We start from the raw sequence: 22886 nt of genomic DNA on the forward strand, positions 1-22886 counted from the left end.
GTCAGTTCGCATTCACGGTGAGCGACTCACGAAGTCGCATGAGGGAGTATTCGGTGATCTTGACCAGCGCACCCTTGGCCTGCTCGCGGTCGCGGGCGTCGAGGCTGATGATCGGGACCTCGGGCGGCAGCGCGAGGGCGGCGGCGATCTCGTCGGCGGGGTAGCGCGGCACGCCGTCGAACTCGTTGACGGCCACGATGAACGGGATCCCCTTCGACTCGAAGTAGTCGAGCGGCGAGAACGACTCGTCCAGGCGGGCCACGTCGACCAGCACGATGGCGCCGATGGCGCCGCGGCACAGGTCGTCCCACATGAACCAGAACCGGCGCTGGCCGGGCGTGCCGAACAGGTACAGGACCAGGTCGTCGGCCAGGGTCAGGCGGCCGAAGTCCATGGCGACCGTGGTGGTGGCCTTGGTCGGCACGGCGGCGAGGTCGTCGACACCCTCGGACTCGTTGGTCACGAGCGCCTCGGTGCGCAGCGGGTCGATCTCCGAGACGGCGCCGACGAGCGTCGACTTGCCGACGCCGAAGCCGCCGGCGATGACGATCTTCGTCGACGCAGCCGCGCGCTGGGCCTTAGTAGTTTCGAAGTCCACGGAGGGTCCTTTCGATGAGCTCAAGACGCTCATCTGTCGACGTCTTCTCGGTGATGGTGGCCTGGATCCGGACCAGGCCCTGCTCGATCAGGTCACCCAGCAGCACCCGGGCGACGCCGATCGGCATCTTGGTCAGCGCCGACACCTCGGCTACGGATCGCCGGTCGCAGACCTCGAGAACCTGCGCGGCTGAGGGAGTGAGGACAGGCGCCTCCGCACCAGCCTGGAGGCGCAGCGTGGCCTCCATCGGCAGGTCGACGGTGGTCGCCGTCCTGCCGGCGGTGATGGTGTACGAGCGGATCAGCCGAGGGCGGTAACCCTCGTCGTCCGGCTCCGTGGGCGGCGTCACGACCGGGATCCGGTCAGCCGCCCGTACCGACGCGGGCCTGAGCCTCGACGGTACGTCCCACGCGGTCCACCAGGAGGGCCATCTCGTAGCCCACCTGGCCGATGTCGGCCTCCTCGGTGGTGAGGACGGTGAGGTTGGAGCCGTCACCGACGCTCATCAGCATCAGGAAGCCCATCTCCATCTCGACGATGGTCTGCATGACCGAGCCGCCCTCGAAGAGGCGGGCCGCGCCGACCGCGAGGCTGGCGAGGCCGGAGGAGACGGCCGCGACCTGCTCGGCGCGCTCACCCGGGATGCTGGTGCTCGAGGCCATGAGGAGGCCGTCGGCGGAGACCAGGATCGCGTGCGCGGCGTCGGGGACTTCCTCGACGAAACGCGACATCACCCAGTCGAGGTCACGCTCGTCACCAGCGGAGGTGCTGGTGGCGGCGGCGGAGGATTCGTAGCTCATGCGGGGCCTGCTTCCGTGTGCTGGGGGGAACTTTGGGCTGCTCGTCGACCGCGGGAGACACCCGCGGTGTGGGCCTGGAGCCGACGCCGGATGGCCTCGGGGTCGCGCGTCTTGGTGGCGGTGGGCGGGGTCACGCTACCGGGAACCAGGCGCTCGCCGGGGGCCCTTCGCGGAAGTCCTGCCGGAGTCGCGACGGGCGCCGGCGCCTCCTCCGCGACGTGCTCGGCGATCTCCCAGCCACGGTCGACCTCGGTCTCGTGGATCTGGGTGGCGTCACCGGTCAGCCAGCCCGACCGCATCGACTTGAAGATGGGCGAGTCGCCGTTGGCGCGCGCCGGCTCGGTGGTCGGCGGCAGGCCGGGCATGTCGCGGTTGATCTCGGCCGCGGCACCGGGCGTACGGGTCGGCAGTCCGCCGGCGAGCGGGTCCGCGAGCGCGACGGCCGGGGCGGCCTCCGGCTCGGGGTCCGCGACCAGGGTGTCGCCGGGCTGCTCGGCACGGGCGGCCGCGACGGGCGTGAAGACGGGCGACGGGGCGGGTGCGGGCTCCGGCTCGGCCACCACGACCGGCTCCGGCTCGGGCTCGATGACCGGCTCGGGCTGGACGGGCGCGGCGGGGCGGCTCGGCGTACCGAGGCCCAGCGGGTCGTCGGCGTCGACCTCGACCTCGGGCTCCGCACGGGCGGCGGGCTCCTCGGCCACGGGCTCCTCGACGGGCTCCTCGACGAGCTCCTGCCCGGCAGGCTCCTCGGCCACGGGCGCCTCGGTGGGAAGCGGGTCGGTGAGCGGGTCGGGAGTGCGGACCGGCGCCTCGGCGACGGGCTCCTCGACGACCGGCGCCTCGACGACCGGCTCCTCCGCGACGGGCTCGGAGACGGGCTCCTCGACGACGGGCTCGGCGACCGGCTCGGCGACCGGCTCGGAGGCCCGGGCCTCCTCGGCCTGGGCCCGCTGGCGCGAGGCGAGGGCCGTGATCGGGACGACCGAGGCGACCTTCTCCTGCGGCTCGGCCGGGGCGGCCGAGGCGCTGGCGGGCTCGGCGGGCGTCGGGGCCGACGGGCCGGCTGCCGGGGCGTCGGTCGCGGGCGTGGCGGGCGTCGAGCGCTTGCCGAAGAGCGGACCGGTCGCGCCGGAGGTCTCCGGCGGGAGGAACGCGTCGGCACCCGTGCGCGGCATGTTGGCGCCCGGCTCGCGGCGCGGCAGCAGGCTCTCCAGCGGCGGCCGGTCGGCCGTCGGGGTGGGCATGTCGACCGCGGCGGCGGCAACGGGGGCGGGAGCGGCGGGCGCCGCGGGGGCGGGCTCGAGCTCGGCCTCGCGGGCGGCCTCCTTCTTCGCAGCCTTCTCCGCCGCCCTGGCCTCGGCCTTCTCCGCGCGCTCGGCGGCGCGGGCCTCGGCCTTCTCCGCTGCCTTCTCGGCGCGGGTACGGGTGCGGCCGTGGCGCTTGGTGGGCTCGGTCGGGGCCGCGACGGCCTCGGGCTCGGGCTTGCGGGCCGGGGAGTCGAGCGACTCCGCGCCCTGCGCCGGCTGACCGGCCACCTGGGGCAGCTCGGGCAGCACGGAGGCGGGCAGGTGCACCGTCGCGGTCATGCCGCCGCCGGGGTTGCGCGAGAGGCTGGCCACGATCTGGTGGCGCTCGGCGAGGCGGGACACCACGAACAGACCCATGCGGCGGGCGGTGTCGGGGGTTGCCTCGGCGCCGTGCGCGAGGTCGCGGTTGAGCTGCTCGAGCTCGGCCGGGGGCACGCCGAGGCCGGAGTCGGTGATGGTGATGGAGACGCCACCGTCGACGGGCTTGGCCGCCAGCCGCACGGGCTCCGAGGGCGGCGAGTAGGTCAGCGCGTTGTCGACCAGCTCGGTGAGCAGGTGGACCAGGTCGGCGGCCGCCTCGTCGCTCACGCGGGTGCTGAGGTGCGACAGGATCTGCACGCGCTGGTAGTCCTGCACGCCCGAGGTCGCGGCCTGCAGCGCCTCACCGATGGTGAGGCTGAAGGAGCCGGCGGCGCGGTTGGGGGCGTCGGCCAGGATGAGCAGCGAGTCGGCCGTGCGGCGCATCCGCGAGGCGAGGTGGTCGAGGCGGAACAGCGACTCGAGGCGCTTGGGGTCCTCCTCGTCGTGCTCCAGACGCTCGATCTGCGCGAGCTGCTGGTTGACCAGGGAGTTCGAGCGGCGCGAGAGCGTCACGAACATCGCGTTGACGGTCTGGCGGAGCTGGGCCTCGCCGGAGGCGAGGTGGATGGCCTGGCGGTGGAGGTCGTCGACCGCTCGCGCGACCTGTCCGATCTCCTCGTTGGTGGTGACGTCGATCGGCTTGATCGGCTCCGGCTCCTGGCCGGACCGGATCCGGGCGACGGCGTCGGGCAGGCGGTGGCGGGCCACCGCGAGCGCGCCCTCGCGGACCTTGCCGATCGGCTCGAGGAGCGATCGGGCGATGTAGAGGGCGACCACGACGGCGACGGCGAGGGCCAGCAGCGTCAGCGCGGCGCCGAGGAGGGCGTTGCGCTGCGCGTCCGAGGCCGCCTGGTTGAGCGAGGCGGTGACGCCCTTGAGCAGCTGGGAGGTGATCTGGTCGTAGGGCCCGTAGGCGTCGCGGCCGTCCAGGTTGGTGGCGGAGTCGTCACGGATCTGGCCGGCGTGGCGGGTGTTCGCCGTACGCAGCTCGGCGGTCTGCGTCTCGGCGCCGGTCACGGACCCGGCGAGACGGTCGATGGCGGCCGCCTCCACGCCGATCTCCGAGAAGAGCTCCTGCGAGCCGGACTGGGCCAGCGAGGTGGCGACGAGACCCTGCTGCATCGCCAGCGACAGGCGACCGCTCATGGTCTGGGACAGCTGCTCGAGCCGCGGCTCGGGCGTCTCCTGGGCGGCGTTCACGCTGGTGATCAGCTGCGAGACGCTCGACTCGAGCTGGCGGACCAGGGCGATCCACGTGGCGGGACCGAGGTTCTCCGCGCCCTCGCCCCGGATGCCCTGGCTGAGGTCGAGCAGCGCGTTGACGTGAGCGGCCTGGAGGTCGGTCAGGTCGGCGTCGTCACGCGCCTGGGTCAGGGTCTCGGCGTTGGTCGAGATGTCGTCGATCGCGTCGATCAGGTCGCCCTGGCTGGCGGCGCTGTCGGACTGCGCGGCGACCATCGCGCTCTCGGCGGAGATCAGGTAGTCCACCGCGGGCTGGATGATGGTGACCTGCTTGGCGCTGCTGGCGGCGCTGCGCGAGTCGGCGTAGTCGTTCTGCACCCGCAGGCCGCCGAGGACGGCGGCGAGAAGCAGCGGGATGGCCAGCGCGAGCGCCATCTTGCGGCGCAGCGGCCAGCCGGCGACCGTGCTGGCCGCACCCTGGCGTGGCTGGTCTGCGTCCTGAGTCATGTGTGCCTCGCGATACGTGAGCGATTCGACGACGAAACGATCGGCTCCGGTGGGGACCGGAGCAGACTCAACTTAAGGAGTCACGCGACATTCCGTGGCGTTTTCGCAGAACTGTGTCTGTTGGGTGTATGGGGACCCGGCCTGCTCCCCCGTGAGCGAGCGAAGTGTCGCAGAAGCACCAGCGGTCCCACCACCCCCGATTCCCCCGTCGACCCGGCCGTCACCAGCCGCCCCTTCCGCCACGGCGACGGGTGAGGCAGGCTCCCGGCCATGACTCTCCATCTCGGGAAGGGTCGGTCGCTCGCGGCCGCCCTCGTGACCACCCTCGTCCTCGCCGTGGCGCTCCTCGTGGGCCCGCCGTCCACCTCGCCGGCGCGCGCCGCCACCCCGCTCACCGTCAGCCAGGCCCTCGGCCAGCAGAACGGCAGCACCCAGACCGTGCGGGGCTACGTCGTCGGCCAGCCGACCGCGACCAGCACGGTCGTGCGCTCCGGCTTCCCCAACGACTACGCGATCGCGATCGCCGACTCCGCCTCGCAGACCAGCACCTCCGCCATGCTCTACGTGCAGGTGCCGTCCGCCCTCCGCTCGCAGTGGGGCCTGAGGTCGAACCCATCGCTCATGGGCAAGCAGGTCGACGTGACCGGCGCCCTGTCCGCCTACTTCTCCCACCCGGGCATGACCGGCACGACGGCGATCGCGCTGGCCGGCGGGTCCACTCCGACGGACCCGCCGACCAGTCCGCCGCCCACGAGCGGCAGCGGTCCGTACGACTCCACCTACTACGCGCCGGCGATCGGCAGGACCGGCTCGGCGCTGAAGACCGCCCTGCACGACATCATCGACGGCAACACGCGGGTCTCCTACGACACCGTGTGGACCGCCCTCAAGGACACCGACCAGGACCCGAACAACTCCAGCAACGTCATCGAGCTCTACACCGGGCGCTCGATCGCGAAGTCGAACAACGGCGGCGGCAGCGGCCAGTGGAACCGCGAGCACGTCTTCGCCCAGTCGCGCGGCGGCTTCGACACCGGCGCCGGCCCGGGCACCGACCTGCACCACCTGCGGGCCGAGGACGTCACCGTCAACGGCACCCGCGGCAACAAGGACTTCGACGAGGGCGGCTCGGCCGTCTCGGGGTGCACCGACTGCTTCGCCGACGCCGACTCCTTCGAGCCGCGTGACGCGGTCAAGGGCGACGTGGCGCGGATGCTGTTCTACATGGCCGTGCGCTACTCTGGCGACGACGGCTTCAACGACCTCGAGCTCAGCACCGTCTCCGGCAGCGCCGTGCCGCGCATCGGTGACGTCGACGTGCTGCTCCGGTGGAACGCCGCCGACCCGGTCGACGCCTTCGAGATGCGCCGCAACGACCGGATCTACACCCAGTGGCAGCACAACCGGAACCCGTTCATCGACCACCCCGAGTGGGCCTCCGCGATCTGGAACTGAGGTCCGCCGGGCTCGAATTCCCCGGATATCCGGGGAAGTTGCCGCTTCGAGGTCTAAACATCGCGTACGAAGCGGCAGGTTCGACCTCGAAGTACGCCGTCGGGCGGGCGCGCGTGCGCGCCCGCCCGGCGTGGGTCAGCTGCCCGAGCCGTGGCTGTGGGGCGGCACGACCGGACCCTCGGAGGGCTGCACCACCACGAAGCCCGGGCCGGAGAAGGCGTACTGGAACGCCTCGCCCGTGCCGCCGCGCAGCATCGAGCGCATGTTCATCGAGCTCACGACCTGCGGCACCAGGTTGGCCGACCAGCAGACCGCGGCGTTGATGTCGACGTAGGTGGGGGTCTGCGAGCAGTCGAGGATCAGGGGCTGGCCGTCGCTGGTGAGCGCGACGGTGCCGTGGCCCTGGACGAGGGTGTTGAACATGCCGCCGCTCATCATCCCGGCGCCCTTGACCCGGTGCACGTCGTAGTCGAGCGTCGCGTCCATCGCCAGCAGCGCGCTGCCGTTGACCGAGATGCCGTCGCCCTCGAGGGCGACGAGGAAGACGTCCTTGGCGGAGTCGGCGAAGAACACCTCGCCCTGCCCGGCGACCGTCATCAGCGGGGTGTCCTCCGACGTCACCAGCCGCCGCATCATCTTGCCGAGCGAGCCGGCCGACTTGTGCTCGAAGGTGACCTGGCCCTGGAAGGCGACCATCGAGCCCTTGGCGGCGAGCACCGGCTCACCGAGCACCGCCCGCAGGGTCTTGCGGTGGTGGAGGCTGAACCGCTCGGTGGTGGCGTTCTCCTGGTTGGCCTGGTCGAACAGCTCGCTGCGCATGGTGTCCCCTCGTCCTCGGCGGCCCCGGCGGCCGCCCTCGCGGCGAGCGTAGTGAGGTCAGGGAGCGCGGTTGCCGCGCGCGTCCTCCTGCGCGACGAGCTCGGCGAGGTCGGAGAGCCGGTCGAGGCCGTTGACCGCACGCGACATCCGGTGGTTGCCGGCGAACCGCTCGCGGTGCCGGTCGAGGAACCACCAGTACCCGGCGCTGAACGGGCAGGCGTCCTCCCCCACCCGGACCTTGGGGTCGAAGCGGCACGAGCCGCAGTGGTCGGACATCTTGTTGATGTAGGCGCCGCCCGAGGTGTAGGGCTTGGTCATCATCTGGCCGTCGTCGGCGTGCTGCGACATGCCGACGACGTTGGGCACCATCACCCAGTCGTAGCCGTCGACGAACGCGCGGTGGAACCAGTCGGTCACCTGCTGTGGCGACCAGCCGCGCTGGAGGGCGTAGGAGCCGAGCACCATCAGGCGTGGGATGTGGTGCACCCAGCCGTGCTCGGCGACCTGGTCGAGCGTGTGCGAGAGGCACCGGGCGTCGGTGGCCTCGGCGTCGAGGTCGGTGAACCACCGTGGCATCCGCTGGTTCGCGCGCAGCGCGTTCTCGCGACGGTAGGCGTCGCCCTGGTGCCAGTAGGTGTGCCAGACGTAGTCGCGCCAGCCGATCACCTGCCGCACGAACCCCTCGACGCTCGCGACCGGGGCGCCGCCGGAGCGGTACGCCTCCTCCGCCCGCTCGACGACCTCGAGCGGGTCGAGCAGGCCGAGGTTGAGCGGTGCGCTGACCAGGCTGTGGGCCATCCACGGGTCGCCCTCGAGGATGGCGTCCTCGTGGGCGCCGAAGTGCGGAAGCCGGTGCTCGACGAAGTGGTCGAGCGCGGCGAGCGCCTCGCGGCGGGTGACGGGGAACCGCCGCGGGCCGTCGCGCCCGATCGTCTCGATGCCCTCCTCGCGCTCCCAGCGGTCGAGGTCGTCGCGCACCTCGGCATCGACATCGTCCTCGGTCGGCCACCAGGGGTCGGCGACACCGAGCGACGCGGCACCCTTCGGCGGGGGCTCGCGGTTCTCGTGGTCGAAGTTCCACTTCCCGCCGACCGGCTCGCCGCCGTCGACGAGCACCCCGTGGGCCAGGCGGGCACGGCGGTAGAAGTCCTCCATCAGCAGCCGCCTCGCGCCGCGGCCCTCGGCCCAGCGCTCGAAGTCCTCGCGCGCGGTGGCGAAGCCGCGCGGCGGCAGCACGCTCACGCCGAGCCGCTCGACCAGCCCGAGGGCGGCGTACGACGTCGGGTGCACGACCTCGACGTCGTCGAGGCCGCGGACCACCTCGCTGTAGGTCTCGGCGCGGGCGTAGGTCATCCGGTCGCCGAACTCGGCGGCGCGGTGTCGCATGGCGCTGAGCACCAGGTGCGCCTTGGCGCGGTGGAACCGGCGCCGGCGGAACACCGCGCGCGACTCGACGAGCAGCAGCGGCCCGCGGTGGTCGTCGGTGAAGTGCGGGCCGAGCTGGTCGCCGAAGAGCCAGCGGGTGGTCATGTCGTCGGGTGGGGGCCGGCGCGCCTCAGGCGCGCTCGACCTCGCTCTGGAGCTTGAGGACGGTGGTGCCGTCCTCCTGCTCGATGACGTAGGCCGGGTCGTCGTCGCTGCCCTTGCGGGTCACCTTCTCGCCCTTGGTGGTGCGGGAGACCTCGTCGTGGTGGACCTCCTTCACGGTGCCCTCGGCCCACGAGGAGCCCCACTTCCACTTCACGCTGCTGCCGGTGCGGATCGCCATGCGGCTACGCTGCCACGCGCCACCGACAACGAGGTCACCCCTGGGCATGGCTCCTAGGAGCGGACGTGCATCCGCTCGCCTTGTGGCCCGAAGATCGCCAGCGCCTCGGCCGGCGTCGGGCCGGGGTTGCCGACCCAGTGGGGGGTGCGGGTGTCGAACTCGGCGACCTCGCCCGGCTCGAGCACCAGGTCGCGCGTGCCGAGGACGAGACGCACGCGGCCGCTCAGGACGTAGAGCCACTCGTAGCCCTCGTGGGTGCGCAGGGTCGGCGACGGCTCGTCGTCGACCGGCATCACCATCTTGAACGACTGCAGCCCACCGGGGCGGCGGGTGAGGGAGATGAAGGTGCGGCCGTGGCGCACCATCGGCTTCGAGCGCACCCGCGGGTCGCCCGTCTCGGGCGCGTCGACCAGCTCGTCGAGGGCCACCCGGTGGGCGCGGGCCAGCGGCAGCAGCAGCTCGAGCGTCGGCTTGCGCTGCCCCGACTCCAAGCGCGAGAGCGTGCTCACCGAGATGCCCGTCTCCTCGGCCAGGTCGCCCAGCGTGGCCTCGCGCTCCAGGCGCAGCTGGCGCAGCCGCGGACCGACGTTGCGCAGCACCGACTCGTCGTTCATGCGGTCTAGTTTGCCATTGCGGCAAGAATGTTTGTCAAGCCGGCAGGACGCGCGCATGCTGGTCGGCATGGATGAGAACTCGACGTACGACGTGGTGGTGGTCGGCGGCGGCGCAGCCGGCCTGAGCGGGGCGATGGCGCTGGGTCGCTCTCGGCGCTCGGTGCTGGTGATCGACGCCGGCGAGCCGCGCAACGCCCCCGCCGCTCATGCCCACAACTACCTCGGCCGTGAGGGCGTCGGCCCCCGCGAGCTGCTCCAGATCGGTCGCGCGGAGGTCGCGCACTACGGCGTCGAGGTGCTGCCCGACCGGGTCGTCGGGCTGTCCGGCGAGGTCGGCGACTTCCTCGTCACGACCGACGGCGGTCGTCGCGTGCGCACCCGGCGGGTGCTGGTCACCGGCGGCGTGCTCGACGAGCTCCCCGACGTTCCGGGGCTGGCCGAGCGCTGGGGCCACGACGTCCTCCACTGCCCCTACTGCCACGGCTGGGAGGTGCGCGACCAGCGGATCGCCGTGCTCGCCACGACCCCGATGGCGGGCCACCAGGGCCTGCTCTTCCGCCAGCTGTCGGACGACGTCGTCATGGTGGTCCACGACGGCGTCGAGCTCCCGGACGAGGAGGTGGAGAAGATGGGCGCGATCGGCGTCCGCCTCGCACACGGCACGCCCCGGGAGGTCGTCACGTCCGAGGACGGGTCCCTCGTCGGCCTGCGCCTGGCCGACGGCACCGTCCTGGAGCGCGACGCGATCGTCGTGGCCTCCAAGCCCCATGCCCGGGCCGACTTCCTCGCCCCGCTCGGCGTCGAGCCGGTGCCGTTCGAGATGAACGGCGTCGCCCTCGGCTCGGTCCTGGCCGTCGAGCCGACCGGCGCCACGTCCGTGCCGGGTGTCTTCGCCGCCGGCAACATCACGGACGTCTCGATGATCCTGGTCGCCTCCGCGGCCCACGGCACCCGTGTCGGGGCGTGGATCAACGCCGAGCTCGCGTCGGAGGACGCCGCCGCCGCGGTCGCCGAGCGACGGGCGTCGATGTTCGAGAGGCCCGCGTGGGAGGAGCGCTACTCCGGCGACCGCGTGTGGAGCGGCAAGGTCAACGTCCAGCTCGCGGCCGAGGCCGCCGACCTGGCGCCGGGCCGCGCGCTCGACGTCGGCTGCGGCGAGGGCGGCGACGCGCTCTGGCTGGCCGAGCGGGGCTGGCAGGTCACGGCGTCCGACTTCGCCGACGCCGCGCTCGCCCGGGTCGCCGAGCACGCCGAGGAGGCAGGCCTCGCCGACCGCGTCGAGACCCGGCGCATCGACGTGCGCACCTTCGAGCCCGACGGCGAGACGTGGGACCTGGTCACCGCGCACTTCGTGCACCTGCCCGACGGCGGCATGGTCGACGTCGTACGCCGCCTCGCTTCCGCGGTCGCGCCGGGCGGCACGCTGCTCGTGGTCGGCCACGCGCCCAGCGACCTCCACACCGGCCTCCGTCACGGCCACGTCTCCTTCATGCACACCGCCGACCAGCTGCTGCCCGCGCTCGACGAGCAGTGGGAGGTGGAGGTCTGCGAGTCGCGCCCGCGCACCCAGGCGCACCCGGAGACCGGCGAGGAGATCGAGATCGCCGACGCGACGCTGCGCGCCCACCGCAGGGGGTGAGCGGTCGGGGCGGCCGGGGCAGACTCGGGGGCATGAGCACCCGGGACGCCACCCTTCCGCCCGCCCGCACCTGGTGGACGATGACCCCGTTCCTCGTCGCGGTCGCGGCCGTGGCGGGGATCGGCGGGATCGCGGCCGCGGGGTCCCAGGCGACGTACCGTGCGCTCGAGCTGCCGCCGTACGCCCCGCCGTCGTGGCTCTTCGGGCCGGTGTGGTCGGTGCTCTACCTGTGCATCGGCGTGGCCGGGTGGCTGCTCTGGCGGGCCGGCGGCTGGGACCGGGTGATGTGGCTGTGGACCGTGCAGCTGCTGCTCAACCTCGCGTGGACGCCACTGTTCTTCGCCGCCGACCTCTACCGGGTCGCGCTGCTCGAGATCGTGCTCCTGGCCGCGACGGTGGGCCTGCTGATCGGCTGGTCGTGGCACCGCTCGCGGGTGGCCGGCTGGCTGCTCGTCCCCTACCTCGCGTGGGTGTGCTTCGCGACCGCCCTCAACGCGGGGATCGTCGTCCTCAACTGAGCAGGGCCCGGCGGCGGTCCCGCCCGCGTCGCCGCGGACGGGACCGGTGGTGCCTCAGCCCAGGCGCCACTTCTGGTTGGAGGTGCCGGCGCACGTCCACAGCTGGAGCGTGGCCCCGTTGGACGCGTTGCGGTCGGTGATGTCCACGCACTTGTCGGCCTGGGGGTTCACCAGGTCGCCGGCCCCGCTGAGCACGAACTGCTGGGCGGGGTTGCCGCTGCAGCGCGCGATCTGGATCGGAGTGCCGTCGGCGGTGCCGCCGCCGGCGACGTCCATGCACATGCCGTTCTGGCTGCGCAGGGTGCCGCCGACCTGCTCCCAGCGCTGGTTGGTGCCGCCGGCGCAGTCCCAGGTGATGAGCCGCTGGCCGTCGGCGAAGTTCCAGTTCGGGACGTCGATGCACTTGCTGCTGAGCTGGCTGACGATCGTGCTGCCCGACCCCGAGGGCGGCGGGGTCGAGGTGCTGCCACCGGCGCCGAACGGCGTGAGCGTCACGCCCGCCGAGCGCGGGTCGCCGCTGTGCACCAGCGACTCCTGCGCCTGGACGTCGTCGAAGGCGAAGCCGTACGCGCGACCGTCGACCATGTCCTGGTGGACCAGCCGGGAGTAGTGGTTGGTGATCGAGCCCTGGTAGAAGTCGGCGGCCGTGCCGCTCGGCTGCGTGTCGAGGCGGCCCAGCGTGGAGCGGTGCAGCGCGGCGCAGAGCGTGCGCGCGATCGGGCCGACGACCTGGTCGTTGGGTGCGCCGAGCGCCCCGTCGCAGCCCCACACGTTGCCGGTGGTCGGGCGCTGGAAGGTGGCGACCTGCTGCCCCGACCCGTTGGTGAACGTCATCGTGTTGCCGGACGTACGCCCGTAGTAGCGCACGTCGGGGCGGTCGCCGAAGGGTGCGACCGTCAGCGTCCTCGACGCGTAGGCGCTCCACGCGCTGGCGATGTAGGGGTCGAGGTAGCTCCGGTCGAAGTACCCGGCGTCGGCCGCCTTGCCCGGCGCGAGGACCCGGAGCACGGTGCCGTCGGAGCGGGCGCGGACCAGCCCGCCCCAGCCCGGCTGGTTGCGGATCCCGGCGATCACCTTGTTGCGCCCGTCGTCGACGAGACGGCCGGTGGTCCGCGTGGCGCCGTCGGCGCCGGTGACCGAGACGGCGTGCGGCACGGCGAACATGTCGACCTGCGAGCTGTTGAGCCAGAGCCCCGCGTCGTTGTAGGTGAACTCGCTCCAGTCGAACAGGATGTTCTCGCTGGGGTCGCCCGGCGCCCACGGCGCCGGCTGGACGAGACCGTCGGGAGTCAGGCGGAACGGCAGCCGCTCGCCGAACGACATGTAGAGGCGGCCGGAGAAGCCGCGCGGCAGGTGGAGCGTGGTGCTCGACCCGGTGCCGCCCATGCGGATCGACACGTCCGGTGCCGGGCTCGGCGGGTTGCTGCCCGCCGGCCAGGGCGAGAACGCCCCCGCCTGGTCGACGTACCCGAGCCGGCCGCTGGCGAGGTCGACGCCGACGACGTAGAGGAAGACGTCCTCACCGCGCTGCGACTGGTTGGTGACCGTGAACGGCAGGCGGTCAGGGCCGACCGCGGATGCGGGACCGACCGGTCCGGCGAGGGACAGGCATGCCGCGAGGGCGGCCAGGAGCGAGAGCAACGTGCGAGAGGTGCGCATGGGTGGACCTGCTTTCCCGAGAGAGGTGACGACAGTCACCCTGAGAGCGCTTCCACGCGGTTGTCAAGGACGCCCGCGGCGGGCGGCTGAGTGGTCTGCGGACCAGTGACGGCAGTGGTCCGGTCGCCTGTCCGACCGTCCCTCCCGGCAACCGGGGCGTTGTCCACAGATCGTCGTCGGGGGCTGTCTCGGGCCGCGTCCGACCGGGCAGGGTCGAGCCATGATCATCTCGGGAACCCTCGTCCTCGACGCTGACGGCCAGGCGGCCACCCGCCACGACCTCGGCGCCCGCCTCGCCGAGCTGGAGGAGCGACGGGACGCCGCCGCCCGCACCGTCGCGGCGCTGGTGGCGACGTGGCACGGTGCCGCCGCCGACCGGTTCGAGGAGCAGTGGCAGGCGTGGGACGAGGGCGCGGCGGGCGTGCTGGCGGCGCTCGGACGCTCCCTCGCGGCGCTCGACCTCGCCCGCGCCGAGCTCCTGTCCACCGACGGCCACCGCGGCCAGTCCGCGGCCGCGCTCGCGGGGCGCCTCGGATGACGGCCTACGACGTCGACCTCGCCGAGCTCCGCGCCGCCGTCGCCGCGCTGGCGTCGTGCCAGCGCGACCTACTCGCACTCGCCACCGACGTCGACGCGCTGCAGCTGCGGCTGCAGGGCAGCTGGGCCGGGCGGGCCTGTGACGCCCAGCAGGCGTCGTACTCGTCGTGGCGCGACGACTGCGCGGCGATGGTCGCGGCGCTCGCCTCGCTGCGCGGCATCGCGTCCAGCGCCGACGAGCACTACTCCTCCGCCGTCGGGGCCAACCTCGCCCTCTGGCGCGACGTCGCGCCATGAGGATCGCCGTCGAGTGCGGCGGCTTCGCGCAGGCCGCCGACGCCGCACGCACCGCCAACCAGGTCGCCGCCCTCGTCGGCGACACGCTGTCCGGCAAGCTCGCCGGCCTCGCCGGGATGGCGGGCGACGACAGCACGAGCGCCGAGTTCGCCGGGGCCTACGACGCCGGGGCGCGCGAGGCCGTCGCCGCGCTGGCCGACCTCACCCACGCCTTCATCGGCCTCGGCCGACTGCTCACCGCGACCGGCTCGCACCACGCGCGCGCCGAGGCGTCGGCCGCCGGGCAGGTGCTGGCCTCCGTGTCGGCCGGCCTCACCTCCGACACCTTCGTCCGCGTCCGTCCCGCACCGCCGCCCTCGAGCCTGGGCGCGCAGGAGCCGTCGTTCGGTGCCGTCGACCGGTGGATCCTCGACCACGTCCAGGGCTTCGTCTGGCCGAGCGGGGACGTCTCGATGCTGCGCGACGCCGCGACCGCGTGGCGCCGGGCCTCGGAGTCGGTGGCGGGGCTCGTCGACCACGTCGCCTCGGCCCGCGCCTTCGTCGAGGTCCAGCGCTCCCCCGAGGTGCCGGTCGCCCTCTCCTGCCTCGACGACGTCCGCGACCTCGTGCTCGCCACCGCCGACGAGCTCGCAGCCCTCGGCGCCGCCTGCGACGACCACGCCGCGGCGGTCGAGGGCGTCCACGAGCGCACCCGCGCCCTCCTCGAGGAGGTGGCCTCGATGGTCGTCGAGGGCGTCGCGGTCTCCGCCGTCGTCGGCGCGATCACCGGGCCGCTCGGCGGAGGCGTCGCCGCCGGCGCCCTGATGAACCGCATCCGTCAGGTCGCACCCCGCTTCCACGCCCTCCTCGTCACCCTGCGCGTCAGCGTCGTCTCCTGCTCCACCCGCCTCCGCACCGGCCGCGAGACCCTCGCCGGGCTCCGGACGCGCCTGGTCCGGTACTCGAGGACCCGCGTGCGCGACGAGCGCGGCGCGGTGCGGATGCCCTGGGGCGGGCGCTGGGAGAAGGGCTGGCTGCGCCGGCACGAGGTGCCGCCCGGCCACACTCTGGACCGCCATGTCGGCAAGACCGTGGACGAGCTGGCGGAGCGCTGTCGCACCGGTCGCCCGCGGCGCGCGTCGTCGTTCGACGACCAGGACGCCGCGGAGCGGCTGCTCGAGGACGTCCTGAGGCGCCGTGGCGGCGACATCCGGGACTGGCTCCGCAACAATGAGCACCGTCTGACGCTTGTCGAGGAGATGGGCGTGCGTACTGGCACCACGGTCGGATCGGACGGTGTCGTCTCTCACCCGACCGGCATCCGCGTGGTGCTGATCGCCGACGATGCCTGTCCGTCCGGCTGGCGCATCCTGACTGCATTCCCCAACTAGTGAGGTCGACCGTGAAAGCACTCGAGTACCTGATGGGCGCCTACTTCCACCAGGACTACGACATCGACGGCGGCACCTCGGCGGACACCGTTGCTTCCTTCACGCGTGAGCGGACAGAGCTGGTCCGGTCCTGCGTCGACGACATCGAGACCCTGCTCTCGCAGTCGCTGCCCGAGGGCGAGCTCCGGGCAATGCTCCACGCATGGGGCTGCGACTACGTCGCGGGCGACCACGACCAGGACTACCGCGACTGGCTTCGCGAGATACGCGACCAGCTGGACGAGCACCTCGGCCAGCCCGGCGGAGGGAGCGCCTAGCGCTGATGGGACGTCCGGCGCCCTCGGGCGACTGGGTTCCTCCGCCGTGCCACGCACGCGCACGCGCGTCAGCCGACGACGCCGGGGCGCACACACTCGGCGTACACCCCGAACATCGGCTCCCTCGCCCGGTTGACCGGGCGGTGCTCGACGAGGGCCTTGAGCAGCCGGAGGTCGCGCACGCCGGTGTCCGGGTGGTGGTCGATCACCGCGCACCGCGGGACGGGGCCGCCGACCCGAAGGACGGCCGAGCCCACGGCGACCTCGCGCCCGGGCCAGGTGTCCTCGACGTAGGGCTCGGTCGTCTCGACCACCAAGGTCGCGCGGAAGCGAGCGGCCTCCAGCGACGGGCGTCCGAGCCGAGCAGCGACGTCCGCGAGCGAGGCCGTACCGACCAGCGTGATCGGCGACCCGAAGACGACGGCGCCGCGGGGTGCCGCAGCGAGCTGGACGGGGCGCCCGAGGAAGTCCGACACGACCGCGGAGTGCTGCCCGTCGGTCAGCGAGAGCCCGACGTCGCGGCCCCAGTAGTCGCAGACCAACGTTTCTCCCGTCGGCGCGGGTGCACCGGACGCGCGGGTGCCGTCGGGCAGGAGGAGGGAGAGGTCGTCGCCCGACTGCTCGGCGACGACCGCCATGAGCGCCGGGTGCTGGACCGTCCGGAGCACGCGCGCGCCCGGCGGGTCGACGAAGCACCACCGACGGTCACCGACCGCACCGGCGGCGTCGAGGGTGACGCGCGCCGGCAGGTGTCGGGTGCCCTTGATCGGCGAGAAGCCTGCCGACCGGACGACCAGGGTGACCATGGCCCCATCGTGCCAGCGCGGCGCCGCGGGTCAGTCGGCCAGCAGACCCTTGACGTACGCCGCCTGCCCGAGGTGCTGGAGGCAGTCGCCCTGGATGCTCACGAGCCGTTGGCCCGCCGTGACCGGCGGGTCCCAGTTCTGGTCCACCTCGCGCTCGAGCTCCGCCTCGTCGACGGTCTGGAGGTACCGCGCGGTGGCGAGGGTGACCTCGTGGTGGTACTCCACCAGCAGGGTCGGGTCCTCGATGCGGATCGCGTCGACCTGCTCGCTGGAGTGCCCGTAGCCGATGTCGTCGGTGCCGTTCGGCAGCCCGAACCGCTCCTGGAACCGCTCCCAGACCTGGGTGCCGTCGGCGAGGTCGGCGACGTGGTCGTCCTGCACCCGCGCCAGGTGCCACAGCAGCCACCCGATCGGGTTGCCGGTGCCGCCCGGGCGGTGGTGCAGCTGCTCGTCGTCGAGCCCCTCGGCGACACCGTCGTACAGCTCGGTGATGCGACCGAATCCCTCGGTCAGCAGTCCGCGGACGTCCACGGGCTCAGCTCGCCGGGGTGGCGGTGCGGACCTGCGGGGCCGAGGACGACTCGTCCTTCATGCCGTCGATCTCGGCGAGGATCCGCTCGCGCTCTTCGGCCGGGAGGGAGACCTCCGCGGCGCGCAACCCCTGGTCGAGCTGGATCGCGATGGTCGACTCCTCGGCGCTGTACTGCCACGAGCTGACCTCGTCCACCACCCGCTGCGCGGCCTCGATGGCTGCCTGCTGCTCTTCGTCCGTCATGACTCCACCGTCCGTGACGGCTCGGAGCCACACCACGTCCCTGCGGGTGGAAGGCCCGCCACGGACCGGAGCAGTGGCCTACAGGTGGTGCAGCTTGGCGTACGGGCTGGTGATCCGCAGGACGCGCTCGCCGAAGTCGACGCTGACGGCCTGCGCCTCGACGTTGACCACGCGGCCCAGGCCGTAGAGGTCGTGGCTCACCCGGTCGTCCTTCTCGAAGGTCTCGATGACTGGCTCGGGCGCCTTCTTGAAGGGGCTGGAGCTGCGGCGGTTGCGGGGCGTTTCCGGTGAGTTCGTCATCGCCCTCCATCATCTCCCCTCGACGGTGATCCGACGAGTCCTCGCGCACTTCTCCTAGGATTTCCCTCGTGAGCACGCTCGACGACCTCGTCGCACGCGCGCGTTCGCTCGTCCCGGACCACGGGCGTGCCGTGCTCGGCATCGCCGGCGCGCCGGGGGCGGGCAAGTCGACGCTCACGCTCGCGCTGCTCGACGCCCTCGGCGACAAGGCCGCGCACCTGCCGATGGACGGCTTCCACCTCGCCGACGCCCAGCTGGACCGGCTCGGCCTGCGCGGGCGCAAGGGCGCGCCGGAGACCTTCGACGTCGCCGGGTACGTCGCCGCGCTCGCCCGGCTGCACGCCGAGCCCGCCTCGATGCTCTACGCCCCCGGCTTCGAGCGCGACCTCGAGCAGCCGATCGCCGCCGCCCTCGCCGTCCCGCCGTCCGCGCGACTCGTCGTCACCGAGGGCAACTACCTGCTCCTCACCTCCGGCGGCTGGGAGCGCGTACGCCCCCACCTGGCCGAGGTGTGGTTCGTCGACGGGGACGACGGCTTGCGCCGCACCCGCCTGGTGGCGCGCCACGAGCAGTTCGGCAAGTCCCCCGCCGCGGCCCGGGAGTGGGTCGAGCGCAGCGACGAGGCCAACGCGCGCCTCGTCACCGCGACCCGGGAGGCGGCCGACCTGGTGGTCGACCTGGGCCCCGACCCTGGCGTGGGTCCCGGCTGACCTGAGGTCAGGCCTTCTCGCAGGCGATCCCGTCGTGGTCGCGGTCGAGGCCGCCGTTGGCGCGGATCGCCGTGGTGTAGAGCGCGGTGTCGCGACGGAAGTTCGTCACCGGGGTGCCGGAGGTGTGGTCGCGCGCGTTGGCGCGACCGACGCCGTGGGGCAGGCGGTTGTTGACGACCGTGCAGTTCTGCCACTGGGCCGGGACGGCCGCGTCGGCGGGCGTGACGAGCACCAGGACCGGCGCTCCGACGATGGTGCAGGCGATGGCGCCCACGAGCTTCTTGCGCATGTTCTTCCCCCTCGGATGATGTGCGAGGGACAGCATGGGTCTCAGCGCGCGCCGGTGTCCTGCGAATCGGTCAACTGGCCGGCGGCTCGCCGTCGCCCGCGGATCGCCCCGGCGCGCAGGTAGACGACGGTGGTGACGACGTTGAGCACGACGGCGGTGACGACGTACATCGCGAGGTTGAGCCCCGGCACCACGTCGGCCGGGAGCGTGTACGCCAGCACGACCCGCGCGACCGCGTCGAGCAACGTGCCACCGGCCCACCAGGCGCTCGAGGTGCGCCACATCCTGCGGAACCACGCGTCCTCGCGCCAGCGGCGCTCCCAGTCGCCGACCCACCCGCCGCGACCCTCGATCATCGGCTTCGCGAACTGGTACGCCAGCGGCCGGTCGGCCCAGCGCAGGCTGGCCAGGAACCAGAAGCCGACACCTCCGGTGACCAGCGCGTCCTTCGCGAGCAGGAACCGCTCGTCGCCGGGGAGCAGCGAGATCGCGAAGCTGGCGAAGAGGAGCACGGTGAAGAACGCCTCGAGCCCGCTGGGCCTGGCGCCGCGCAGGAGCGAGACGACCGCGGGCAGCAGGGACAGCACGGCACCGACCACCAGCGCGACGTACACGCTGACACCGAGGTGGCGCAGCAGGTAGTAGAGCGCGGTCGAGCCGGCGATGCCGATCACCGGCCGCAGGAGGGTCACGGGTCGGCCCTCGTGGCGCGGTCGAACAGCTCGACGAGCTCGGCGGCGTACGCCGTGCAGTCGAGGTCGGGCTCGGCCTGCAGCCGGAAGGGCACGACCTCGACGGCTCGCTGGACGGTCGTGGCCATCACGGTGACGTCGAACGCGCGCATCTCCCCCGCCTCCTGGCCGTCGCGCAGGATCCGCTCGAGGTGGCCGAGGTCGCTCGGCTCCTGCATCGCGCTGCCACCGGCGCCCGCCATCGCCACCCGGAGCAGGGCCGACATCGGCGCGCGGTGGGCGTCGGCGTAGGACACGACACCCTCGACGTAGGCCGCGAGCCGGTCGCGCGCGGTCGTCGCCGCCCCCACCTTCTCGCCGACGTGGGCGCCGATCCCGGCCACGACGTGCCCGACCAGCGCGGCGACGAGCTCGTCCTTGCCGGCGAAGTGGTAGCTGATCAGCCGGGTGCTGGACAGCCCGCCCCGCTCCGCGATCCGCGTGAACGTGGCGCGCGCGAAGCCCTCCTCGGCGACCACCGCGATCGTCGCGTCGAGGATCTGGGCCCGGCGGGCCTGCGCCGCGGCAGATCGTGTTACCTGCACGAGTAAACCCTAGGACGTCAGAGCCGGACGCGCCAGCGTGGGACGATTCCGGCCACAGGCGCGGAGGAGGAGGTCGGGGTGACGGTCATCAGTCCGCCGCCCCTGCGCGTCCACCAGCGCGAGGCGCTCGACGCGCTCGCCTCCGCGTGGCGCGACGCCGACCACCCGCGGGCGTGGGTCGTGCTGCCGCCCGGGGCGGGCAAGACCCGCGTCGGCATCGAGGCCGTCGCCGCCGAGGTGCGGGAGCACCCCGCCACCCGGGCCGTCGTGCTCGCCCCCAACACCGCCATCCAGTCGCAGTGGATCGCCGAGGCGCGGGCCCACGGGCTCGACGCGAGCGACGACAAGGAGCTGACCAGCAGCCTCACCTGCCTGACCTACCAGTCCCTCGCCGTCTTCGACGCCGAGGCGGCAGGGGACGAGGACGACGAGCCCGAGCCGTCGGTCGTCGACCGCCTGCACCCCAACGGCGTCGCGCTGTTCGAGCGGATCCGCGCGCAGCAGCGGCTGGTGCTGGTGCTCGACGAGTGCCACCACCTGCTGGAGGTGTGGGGCCGGCTGCTCGCCGAGCTGCTCGAGGCGGTCGAGCGCGCACACGTGCTGGCGCTCACCGCGACCCCACCCGAGAGCCTCGTGGGCGAGCAGCGCGAGCTCGTGGACCGGCTCTTCGGCACCATCCGCTACCGCGTCTCGGTGCCGGCGGTCGTCAAGGAGGGCCACCTCGCACCGTTCGACGAGCTCGTCTGGCTCACCACGCCGACGCCGACGGAGGAGGACTGGCTCACCAGCGAGGCGGTCCGGTTCACCGAGCTCACCACGCTGCTGACGACGCCGGGCTTCGGCACGGTCGGCTTCTACGCCTGGCTGACCGCCCGCTTCGTCGAGCCCGTGCCCGCCACCACCACGTGGGCGGCGCTCGCCGAGCGCGAGCCCGAGCTGTGCGACGCCGCGCTCCGGATGCACCACGCCGGCCTGCTCGACCTGCCCGCCGGCGCCCGGCTCCGCGAGGAGCACCGGCACGCCCCGACCGCCGACGACTGGGTCCGCCTCCTCGGGGACTGGCTGCTCCACCACGTCGCCGAGTCCGACGACCCGGCCGACGCCGACGTGCTCGCCACGGTGAAAGCGGCGCTGCCGTCGGTCGGCTACCAGTGGACGCGCCGCGGCGTACGTCGTGGACGCTCCACCGTCGACCGCGTGCTCGCCCGGTCGTACGCCAAGCCGGACGCGGCCGCACAGATCATCGCCGCGGAGCACGCCGCGCTCGGCGACCGCGCGCGGGTGCTGGTGCTGTGCGACCACGAGCGCGCCTCGGCGACCGTCCCGGTGACGCTCGACGGGGTGCAGGACGCCGAGGCCGGCTCGGCGCTCGCGGCGCTGGAGGTGCTGCTGACCGACCCGGGCACGGCCGCCCTGCGCCCGATGCTGGTCACCGGGTCCGTCGTCGCCGCGGCCGGGTCGACCCTGGAGGACCTCGTCTCCTTCGTCGCCTCCCGCGACCCCGGGCTGGCCGCCCGCCTGACGGTGCAGGCCGGGTCGCCGGTCGCGACCTGCTCGACCGGCTGGACGTCACGGACGTGGGTCGCCCACGTGACGGCGTACCTCGAGGCCGGCCGCACGCAGGTCCTCGTGGGCACGCGCGGCCTCCTCGGGGAGGGGTGGAACGCGCGCGGCGTCTCGACGCTGGTCGACCTCACCACCGCGACCACGCTGACCGCGGTCGTGCAGACCCGCGGCCGGGCCCTGCGCACCGACCCGACCTGGCCCGACAAGGTCGCCACCAACTGGACCGTCGTCTGCGTCTCCGAGGCGCACCCCAAGGGCGACAACGACTGGTCGCGGCTCGTGCGCAAGCACGAGGGCTTCCACGGCATCGACGCCGACGGCGACATCGTCGACGGCGTCGCCCACATCGACGCCTCCTTCTCCCCCTTCGCCCCGCCGCCAGTCGCGTCCTTCGACGCCCTCAACGCACGGATGCTGCTCGCCGCCGCCGACCGTGACGCGATCCGCGAGGCGTGGCGGGTCGGCGAGCCCTACGAGGACGTCACCCTCGCGTCCCTGCGCGTCCGACCTGCCGTCCCGAGGGTGGTGCCGGTGGACGAGGTCGTGACGGTCGTCCCCGTCGCGCCGACCTGGCGGCTGGGGCCTGACGGTCTGACGACGGAGGCGCCGCTGCCCGACACGACCTGGCGCTCGCCGGTGACCCTGGCTGCGGGCACGATCGGCGCCTCCGCAGCGGCCGCGGCCGCGAGCCCGTGGACGCTGGCGATCGCCGGCGGGCTCGGCGCGCTGGCCACGCTGGGTCAGGCGGTCGTCACCCAGCGCGTCCACACCGACGTCCTCACCGACTGGGTCCACGCGCAGGTCGCGCTGACGTCCGGTACGCCCGCGCTCGAGTCGGTGGCCGCCGCGGTCGCCGACGGGCTCCTGGCTGCCGGGCTGACCACGGCGGGTGCCTCCGCGCTCGCCGTCGACGTGCACCCGGGCGGTGAGTACCGCTTCCGCCTCGCCGCCACCGAGGACGACGCCGAGGTCTTCGCGACGGCGTTCGACGAGGCCATCGGCCCGGTCGGCGCCCCGCGCTACGTCGTCTCCCGCTACACCGGCGCGTCCGCACCCGGCCGCCCCGTCCGTACGCGTCGCGGTGCGCGCGCTGCCCTGCGCGCGGCACGGCCGACCGGCGAGGCCTGGCACCCCGTCCCCACCGTCCTCGGTCGCAACGCCACCCTGGCCGGCCACTACCTCGCCGCCTGGCGCACCTGGGTCGGAGACGGCAGGCTGCTGGCGTCCGCGAGGCCGGACGGTGCGGGGGTCGTGGCCGCCGTCTCGGGCGAGGACCCGTTCGCCGCGACCACCGTCATGCGCCGCACCTGGTCGTGACGCCGGGACCTTCGTCCCGGCGCCTGCGGGACCGTACGCCCTGCCCGGCGGGGTCGCCGAGGAGAAGTCTCGAGGTGGAGCAGGAGCTCCCCCGACGCTG

Annotated in this window: 25 protein-coding genes; 9 read left to right on the forward strand and 16 right to left on the reverse strand. The window is 73.4% G+C overall.

Annotated elements, in window-relative coordinates:
• Window position 1: 1 nt before the first annotated feature.
• The 4 genes from ACFFJG_RS06265 to ACFFJG_RS06280 are packed head-to-tail and all read right to left on the reverse strand — an operon-like array spanning window position 2 to window position 4754.
• Complete coding sequence (locus ACFFJG_RS06265; RefSeq protein ID WP_378517740.1) at window positions 2-598, reverse strand: GTP-binding protein; 597 nt, start codon at window positions 596-598, stop codon at window positions 2-4.
• Window positions 579-947, reverse strand: coding sequence for a DUF742 domain-containing protein (locus ACFFJG_RS06270; RefSeq protein WP_378517741.1), 369 nt, complete (start codon window positions 945-947; stop codon window positions 579-581). Before ACFFJG_RS06270 ends, ACFFJG_RS06265 begins: the two co-directional genes overlap by 20 nt.
• Before the next feature lie 13 nt (window positions 948-960).
• The gene (locus ACFFJG_RS06275) at window positions 961-1398 is read right to left on the reverse strand and encodes a roadblock/LC7 domain-containing protein (RefSeq protein ID WP_378517742.1); all 438 of its coding nucleotides are present in this window, start codon (window positions 1396-1398) and stop codon (window positions 961-963) included.
• Window positions 1395-4754: a sensor histidine kinase gene (locus ACFFJG_RS06280; RefSeq protein WP_378517743.1), complete on the reverse strand. Its 3360-nt coding sequence runs from the start codon at window positions 4752-4754 to the stop codon at window positions 1395-1397. The genes ACFFJG_RS06275 and ACFFJG_RS06280 overlap by 4 nt, the downstream gene beginning before the upstream one ends.
• Window positions 4755-5024: 270 nt before the next feature.
• Between ACFFJG_RS06280 and ACFFJG_RS06285 the strand changes: the two genes are divergently transcribed.
• The gene (locus ACFFJG_RS06285) at window positions 5025-6209 is read left to right on the forward strand and encodes an endonuclease (protein ID WP_378517744.1); all 1185 of its coding nucleotides are present in this window, start codon (window positions 5025-5027) and stop codon (window positions 6207-6209) included.
• A 135-nt stretch (window positions 6210-6344) separates the two neighbouring features.
• Here the strand turns inward: ACFFJG_RS06285 and ACFFJG_RS06290 are convergent, their stop codons facing one another.
• The 4 genes from ACFFJG_RS06290 to ACFFJG_RS06305 are packed head-to-tail and all read right to left on the reverse strand — an operon-like array spanning window position 6345 to window position 9410.
• On the reverse strand, window positions 6345-7028 hold the full coding sequence (locus ACFFJG_RS06290; protein WP_378517745.1) for an AIM24 family protein: 684 nt from the start codon (window positions 7026-7028) through the stop codon (window positions 6345-6347).
• A gap of 57 nt (window positions 7029-7085) precedes the next feature.
• Complete coding sequence (locus ACFFJG_RS06295) at window positions 7086-8558, reverse strand: cryptochrome/photolyase family protein (RefSeq protein WP_378517746.1); 1473 nt, start codon at window positions 8556-8558, stop codon at window positions 7086-7088.
• A 25-nt stretch (window positions 8559-8583) separates the two neighbouring features.
• On the reverse strand, window positions 8584-8796 hold the full coding sequence (locus ACFFJG_RS06300; RefSeq protein ID WP_378517747.1) for a hypervirulence associated TUDOR domain-containing protein: 213 nt from the start codon (window positions 8794-8796) through the stop codon (window positions 8584-8586).
• Between the two features lie 53 nt (window positions 8797-8849).
• Complete coding sequence (locus ACFFJG_RS06305; RefSeq protein WP_378517748.1) at window positions 8850-9410, reverse strand: helix-turn-helix domain-containing protein; 561 nt, start codon at window positions 9408-9410, stop codon at window positions 8850-8852.
• A 67-nt stretch (window positions 9411-9477) separates the two neighbouring features.
• Here ACFFJG_RS06305 and ACFFJG_RS06310 point away from each other — a divergent pair, with 67 nt between their 5' ends.
• Together ACFFJG_RS06310 and ACFFJG_RS06315 are read left to right on the forward strand one after the other, a co-directional pair.
• Window positions 9478-11049, forward strand: coding sequence for a methyltransferase domain-containing protein (locus ACFFJG_RS06310; protein ID WP_378517749.1), 1572 nt, complete (start codon window positions 9478-9480; stop codon window positions 11047-11049).
• A 32-nt stretch (window positions 11050-11081) separates the two neighbouring features.
• The gene (locus ACFFJG_RS06315) at window positions 11082-11567 is read left to right on the forward strand and encodes a TspO/MBR family protein (protein WP_378517750.1); all 486 of its coding nucleotides are present in this window, start codon (window positions 11082-11084) and stop codon (window positions 11565-11567) included.
• Window positions 11568-11621: 54 nt separating this feature from the next.
• Here the strand turns inward: ACFFJG_RS06315 and ACFFJG_RS06320 are convergent, their stop codons facing one another.
• Window positions 11622-13226 carry a beta-1,3-glucanase family protein gene (locus tag ACFFJG_RS06320; protein WP_378517751.1) on the reverse strand — a complete coding sequence of 535 codons (1605 nt, stop codon included), beginning with the start codon at window positions 13224-13226 and terminating at the stop codon, window positions 11622-11624.
• Between the two features lie 220 nt (window positions 13227-13446).
• On the opposite strand from ACFFJG_RS06320, the gene ACFFJG_RS06325 reads away from it, so the two are divergent.
• The 4 genes from ACFFJG_RS06325 to ACFFJG_RS06340 are packed head-to-tail and all read left to right on the forward strand — an operon-like array spanning window position 13447 to window position 15747.
• On the forward strand, window positions 13447-13764 hold the full coding sequence (locus ACFFJG_RS06325) for a WXG100 family type VII secretion target (RefSeq protein ID WP_378517752.1): 318 nt from the start codon (window positions 13447-13449) through the stop codon (window positions 13762-13764).
• Window positions 13761-14060, forward strand: coding sequence for a WXG100 family type VII secretion target (locus ACFFJG_RS06330; protein ID WP_378517753.1), 300 nt, complete (start codon window positions 13761-13763; stop codon window positions 14058-14060). Before ACFFJG_RS06325 ends, ACFFJG_RS06330 begins: the two co-directional genes overlap by 4 nt.
• The gene (locus ACFFJG_RS06335) at window positions 14057-15430 is read left to right on the forward strand and encodes an RNase A-like domain-containing protein (RefSeq protein WP_378517754.1); all 1374 of its coding nucleotides are present in this window, start codon (window positions 14057-14059) and stop codon (window positions 15428-15430) included. Before ACFFJG_RS06330 ends, ACFFJG_RS06335 begins: the two co-directional genes overlap by 4 nt.
• Before the next feature lie 11 nt (window positions 15431-15441).
• The gene (locus tag ACFFJG_RS06340; protein WP_378517755.1) at window positions 15442-15747 is read left to right on the forward strand and encodes a contact-dependent growth inhibition system immunity protein; all 306 of its coding nucleotides are present in this window, start codon (window positions 15442-15444) and stop codon (window positions 15745-15747) included.
• A 68-nt stretch (window positions 15748-15815) separates the two neighbouring features.
• Here ACFFJG_RS06340 and ACFFJG_RS06345 read toward each other — a convergent pair whose 3' ends face one another.
• The 4 genes from ACFFJG_RS06345 to ACFFJG_RS06360 form a co-directional block, all read right to left on the reverse strand.
• Window positions 15816-16553, reverse strand: coding sequence for an MOSC domain-containing protein (locus tag ACFFJG_RS06345; RefSeq protein WP_378517756.1), 738 nt, complete (start codon window positions 16551-16553; stop codon window positions 15816-15818).
• A 30-nt stretch (window positions 16554-16583) separates the two neighbouring features.
• On the reverse strand, window positions 16584-17084 hold the full coding sequence (locus ACFFJG_RS06350; protein WP_378517757.1) for a mycothiol transferase: 501 nt from the start codon (window positions 17082-17084) through the stop codon (window positions 16584-16586).
• Window positions 17085-17088: 4 nt separating this feature from the next.
• Entirely contained in the window at window positions 17089-17328 is a 240-nt protein-coding gene (locus ACFFJG_RS06355; RefSeq protein ID WP_378517758.1) for a hypothetical protein, read from the reverse strand.
• A gap of 78 nt (window positions 17329-17406) precedes the next feature.
• Window positions 17407-17628: a hypothetical protein gene (locus ACFFJG_RS06360; protein ID WP_378517759.1), complete on the reverse strand. Its 222-nt coding sequence runs from the start codon at window positions 17626-17628 to the stop codon at window positions 17407-17409.
• A gap of 68 nt (window positions 17629-17696) precedes the next feature.
• Between ACFFJG_RS06360 and ACFFJG_RS06365 the strand changes: the two genes are divergently transcribed.
• A complete protein-coding gene (locus tag ACFFJG_RS06365; RefSeq protein ID WP_378517760.1) occupies window positions 17697-18338 on the forward strand; it encodes a nucleoside/nucleotide kinase family protein in 642 nt (213 codons plus the stop codon).
• A 7-nt stretch (window positions 18339-18345) separates the two neighbouring features.
• Here ACFFJG_RS06365 and ACFFJG_RS06370 read toward each other — a convergent pair whose 3' ends face one another.
• The 3 genes from ACFFJG_RS06370 to ACFFJG_RS06380 are packed head-to-tail and all read right to left on the reverse strand — an operon-like array spanning window position 18346 to window position 19903.
• Entirely contained in the window at window positions 18346-18627 is a 282-nt protein-coding gene (locus ACFFJG_RS06370; protein ID WP_378517761.1) for an excalibur calcium-binding domain-containing protein, read from the reverse strand.
• Between the two features lie 41 nt (window positions 18628-18668).
• Window positions 18669-19319, reverse strand: coding sequence for a VC0807 family protein (locus ACFFJG_RS06375; RefSeq protein ID WP_378517762.1), 651 nt, complete (start codon window positions 19317-19319; stop codon window positions 18669-18671).
• On the reverse strand, window positions 19316-19903 hold the full coding sequence (locus ACFFJG_RS06380) for a TetR/AcrR family transcriptional regulator (RefSeq protein WP_378517763.1): 588 nt from the start codon (window positions 19901-19903) through the stop codon (window positions 19316-19318). The genes ACFFJG_RS06375 and ACFFJG_RS06380 overlap by 4 nt, the downstream gene beginning before the upstream one ends.
• Window positions 19904-19981: 78 nt before the next feature.
• Between ACFFJG_RS06380 and ACFFJG_RS06385 the strand changes: the two genes are divergently transcribed.
• Window positions 19982-22786 carry a DEAD/DEAH box helicase family protein gene (locus ACFFJG_RS06385; protein WP_378517764.1) on the forward strand — a complete coding sequence of 935 codons (2805 nt, stop codon included), beginning with the start codon at window positions 19982-19984 and terminating at the stop codon, window positions 22784-22786.
• Window positions 22787-22886 lie beyond the last annotated feature (100 nt).

This window comes from Nocardioides zeicaulis, assembly GCF_042432345.1.
GTDB classification, from domain to species: Bacteria; Actinomycetota; Actinomycetes; order Propionibacteriales; family Nocardioidaceae; genus Nocardioides; species Nocardioides zeicaulis.

What these genes read in the sequence shown, in the direction of transcription:
- ACFFJG_RS06285 (WP_378517744.1), top strand. Translation starts at nt 5,025, where the DNA reads ATGACTCTCCATCTCGGGAAGGGTCGGTCGCTCGCGGCCGCCCTCGTG.
- ACFFJG_RS06370 (WP_378517761.1), bottom strand. Translation starts at nt 18,627, where the DNA reads ATGCGCAAGAAGCTCGTGGGCGCCATCGCCTGCACCATCGTCGGAGCG.
- ACFFJG_RS06305 (WP_378517748.1), bottom strand. Translation starts at nt 9,410, where the DNA reads ATGAACGACGAGTCGGTGCTGCGCAACGTCGGTCCGCGGCTGCGCCAG.
- ACFFJG_RS06330 (WP_378517753.1), top strand. Translation starts at nt 13,761, where the DNA reads ATGACGGCCTACGACGTCGACCTCGCCGAGCTCCGCGCCGCCGTCGCC.
- ACFFJG_RS06295 (WP_378517746.1), bottom strand. Translation starts at nt 8,558, where the DNA reads ATGACCACCCGCTGGCTCTTCGGCGACCAGCTCGGCCCGCACTTCACC.
- ACFFJG_RS06290 (WP_378517745.1), bottom strand. Translation starts at nt 7,028, where the DNA reads ATGCGCAGCGAGCTGTTCGACCAGGCCAACCAGGAGAACGCCACCACC.
- ACFFJG_RS06310 (WP_378517749.1), top strand. Translation starts at nt 9,478, where the DNA reads ATGGATGAGAACTCGACGTACGACGTGGTGGTGGTCGGCGGCGGCGCA.
- ACFFJG_RS06315 (WP_378517750.1), top strand. Translation starts at nt 11,082, where the DNA reads ATGAGCACCCGGGACGCCACCCTTCCGCCCGCCCGCACCTGGTGGACG.
- ACFFJG_RS06325 (WP_378517752.1), top strand. Translation starts at nt 13,447, where the DNA reads ATGATCATCTCGGGAACCCTCGTCCTCGACGCTGACGGCCAGGCGGCC.
- ACFFJG_RS06355 (WP_378517758.1), bottom strand. Translation starts at nt 17,328, where the DNA reads ATGACGGACGAAGAGCAGCAGGCAGCCATCGAGGCCGCGCAGCGGGTG.
- ACFFJG_RS06280 (WP_378517743.1), bottom strand. Translation starts at nt 4,754, where the DNA reads ATGACTCAGGACGCAGACCAGCCACGCCAGGGTGCGGCCAGCACGGTC.
- ACFFJG_RS06320 (WP_378517751.1), bottom strand. Translation starts at nt 13,226, where the DNA reads ATGCGCACCTCTCGCACGTTGCTCTCGCTCCTGGCCGCCCTCGCGGCA.
- ACFFJG_RS06300 (WP_378517747.1), bottom strand. Translation starts at nt 8,796, where the DNA reads ATGGCGATCCGCACCGGCAGCAGCGTGAAGTGGAAGTGGGGCTCCTCG.
- ACFFJG_RS06360 (WP_378517759.1), bottom strand. Translation starts at nt 17,628, where the DNA reads ATGACGAACTCACCGGAAACGCCCCGCAACCGCCGCAGCTCCAGCCCC.
- ACFFJG_RS06345 (WP_378517756.1), bottom strand. Translation starts at nt 16,553, where the DNA reads ATGGTCACCCTGGTCGTCCGGTCGGCAGGCTTCTCGCCGATCAAGGGC.
- ACFFJG_RS06275 (WP_378517742.1), bottom strand. Translation starts at nt 1,398, where the DNA reads ATGAGCTACGAATCCTCCGCCGCCGCCACCAGCACCTCCGCTGGTGAC.
- ACFFJG_RS06335 (WP_378517754.1), top strand. Translation starts at nt 14,057, where the DNA reads ATGAGGATCGCCGTCGAGTGCGGCGGCTTCGCGCAGGCCGCCGACGCC.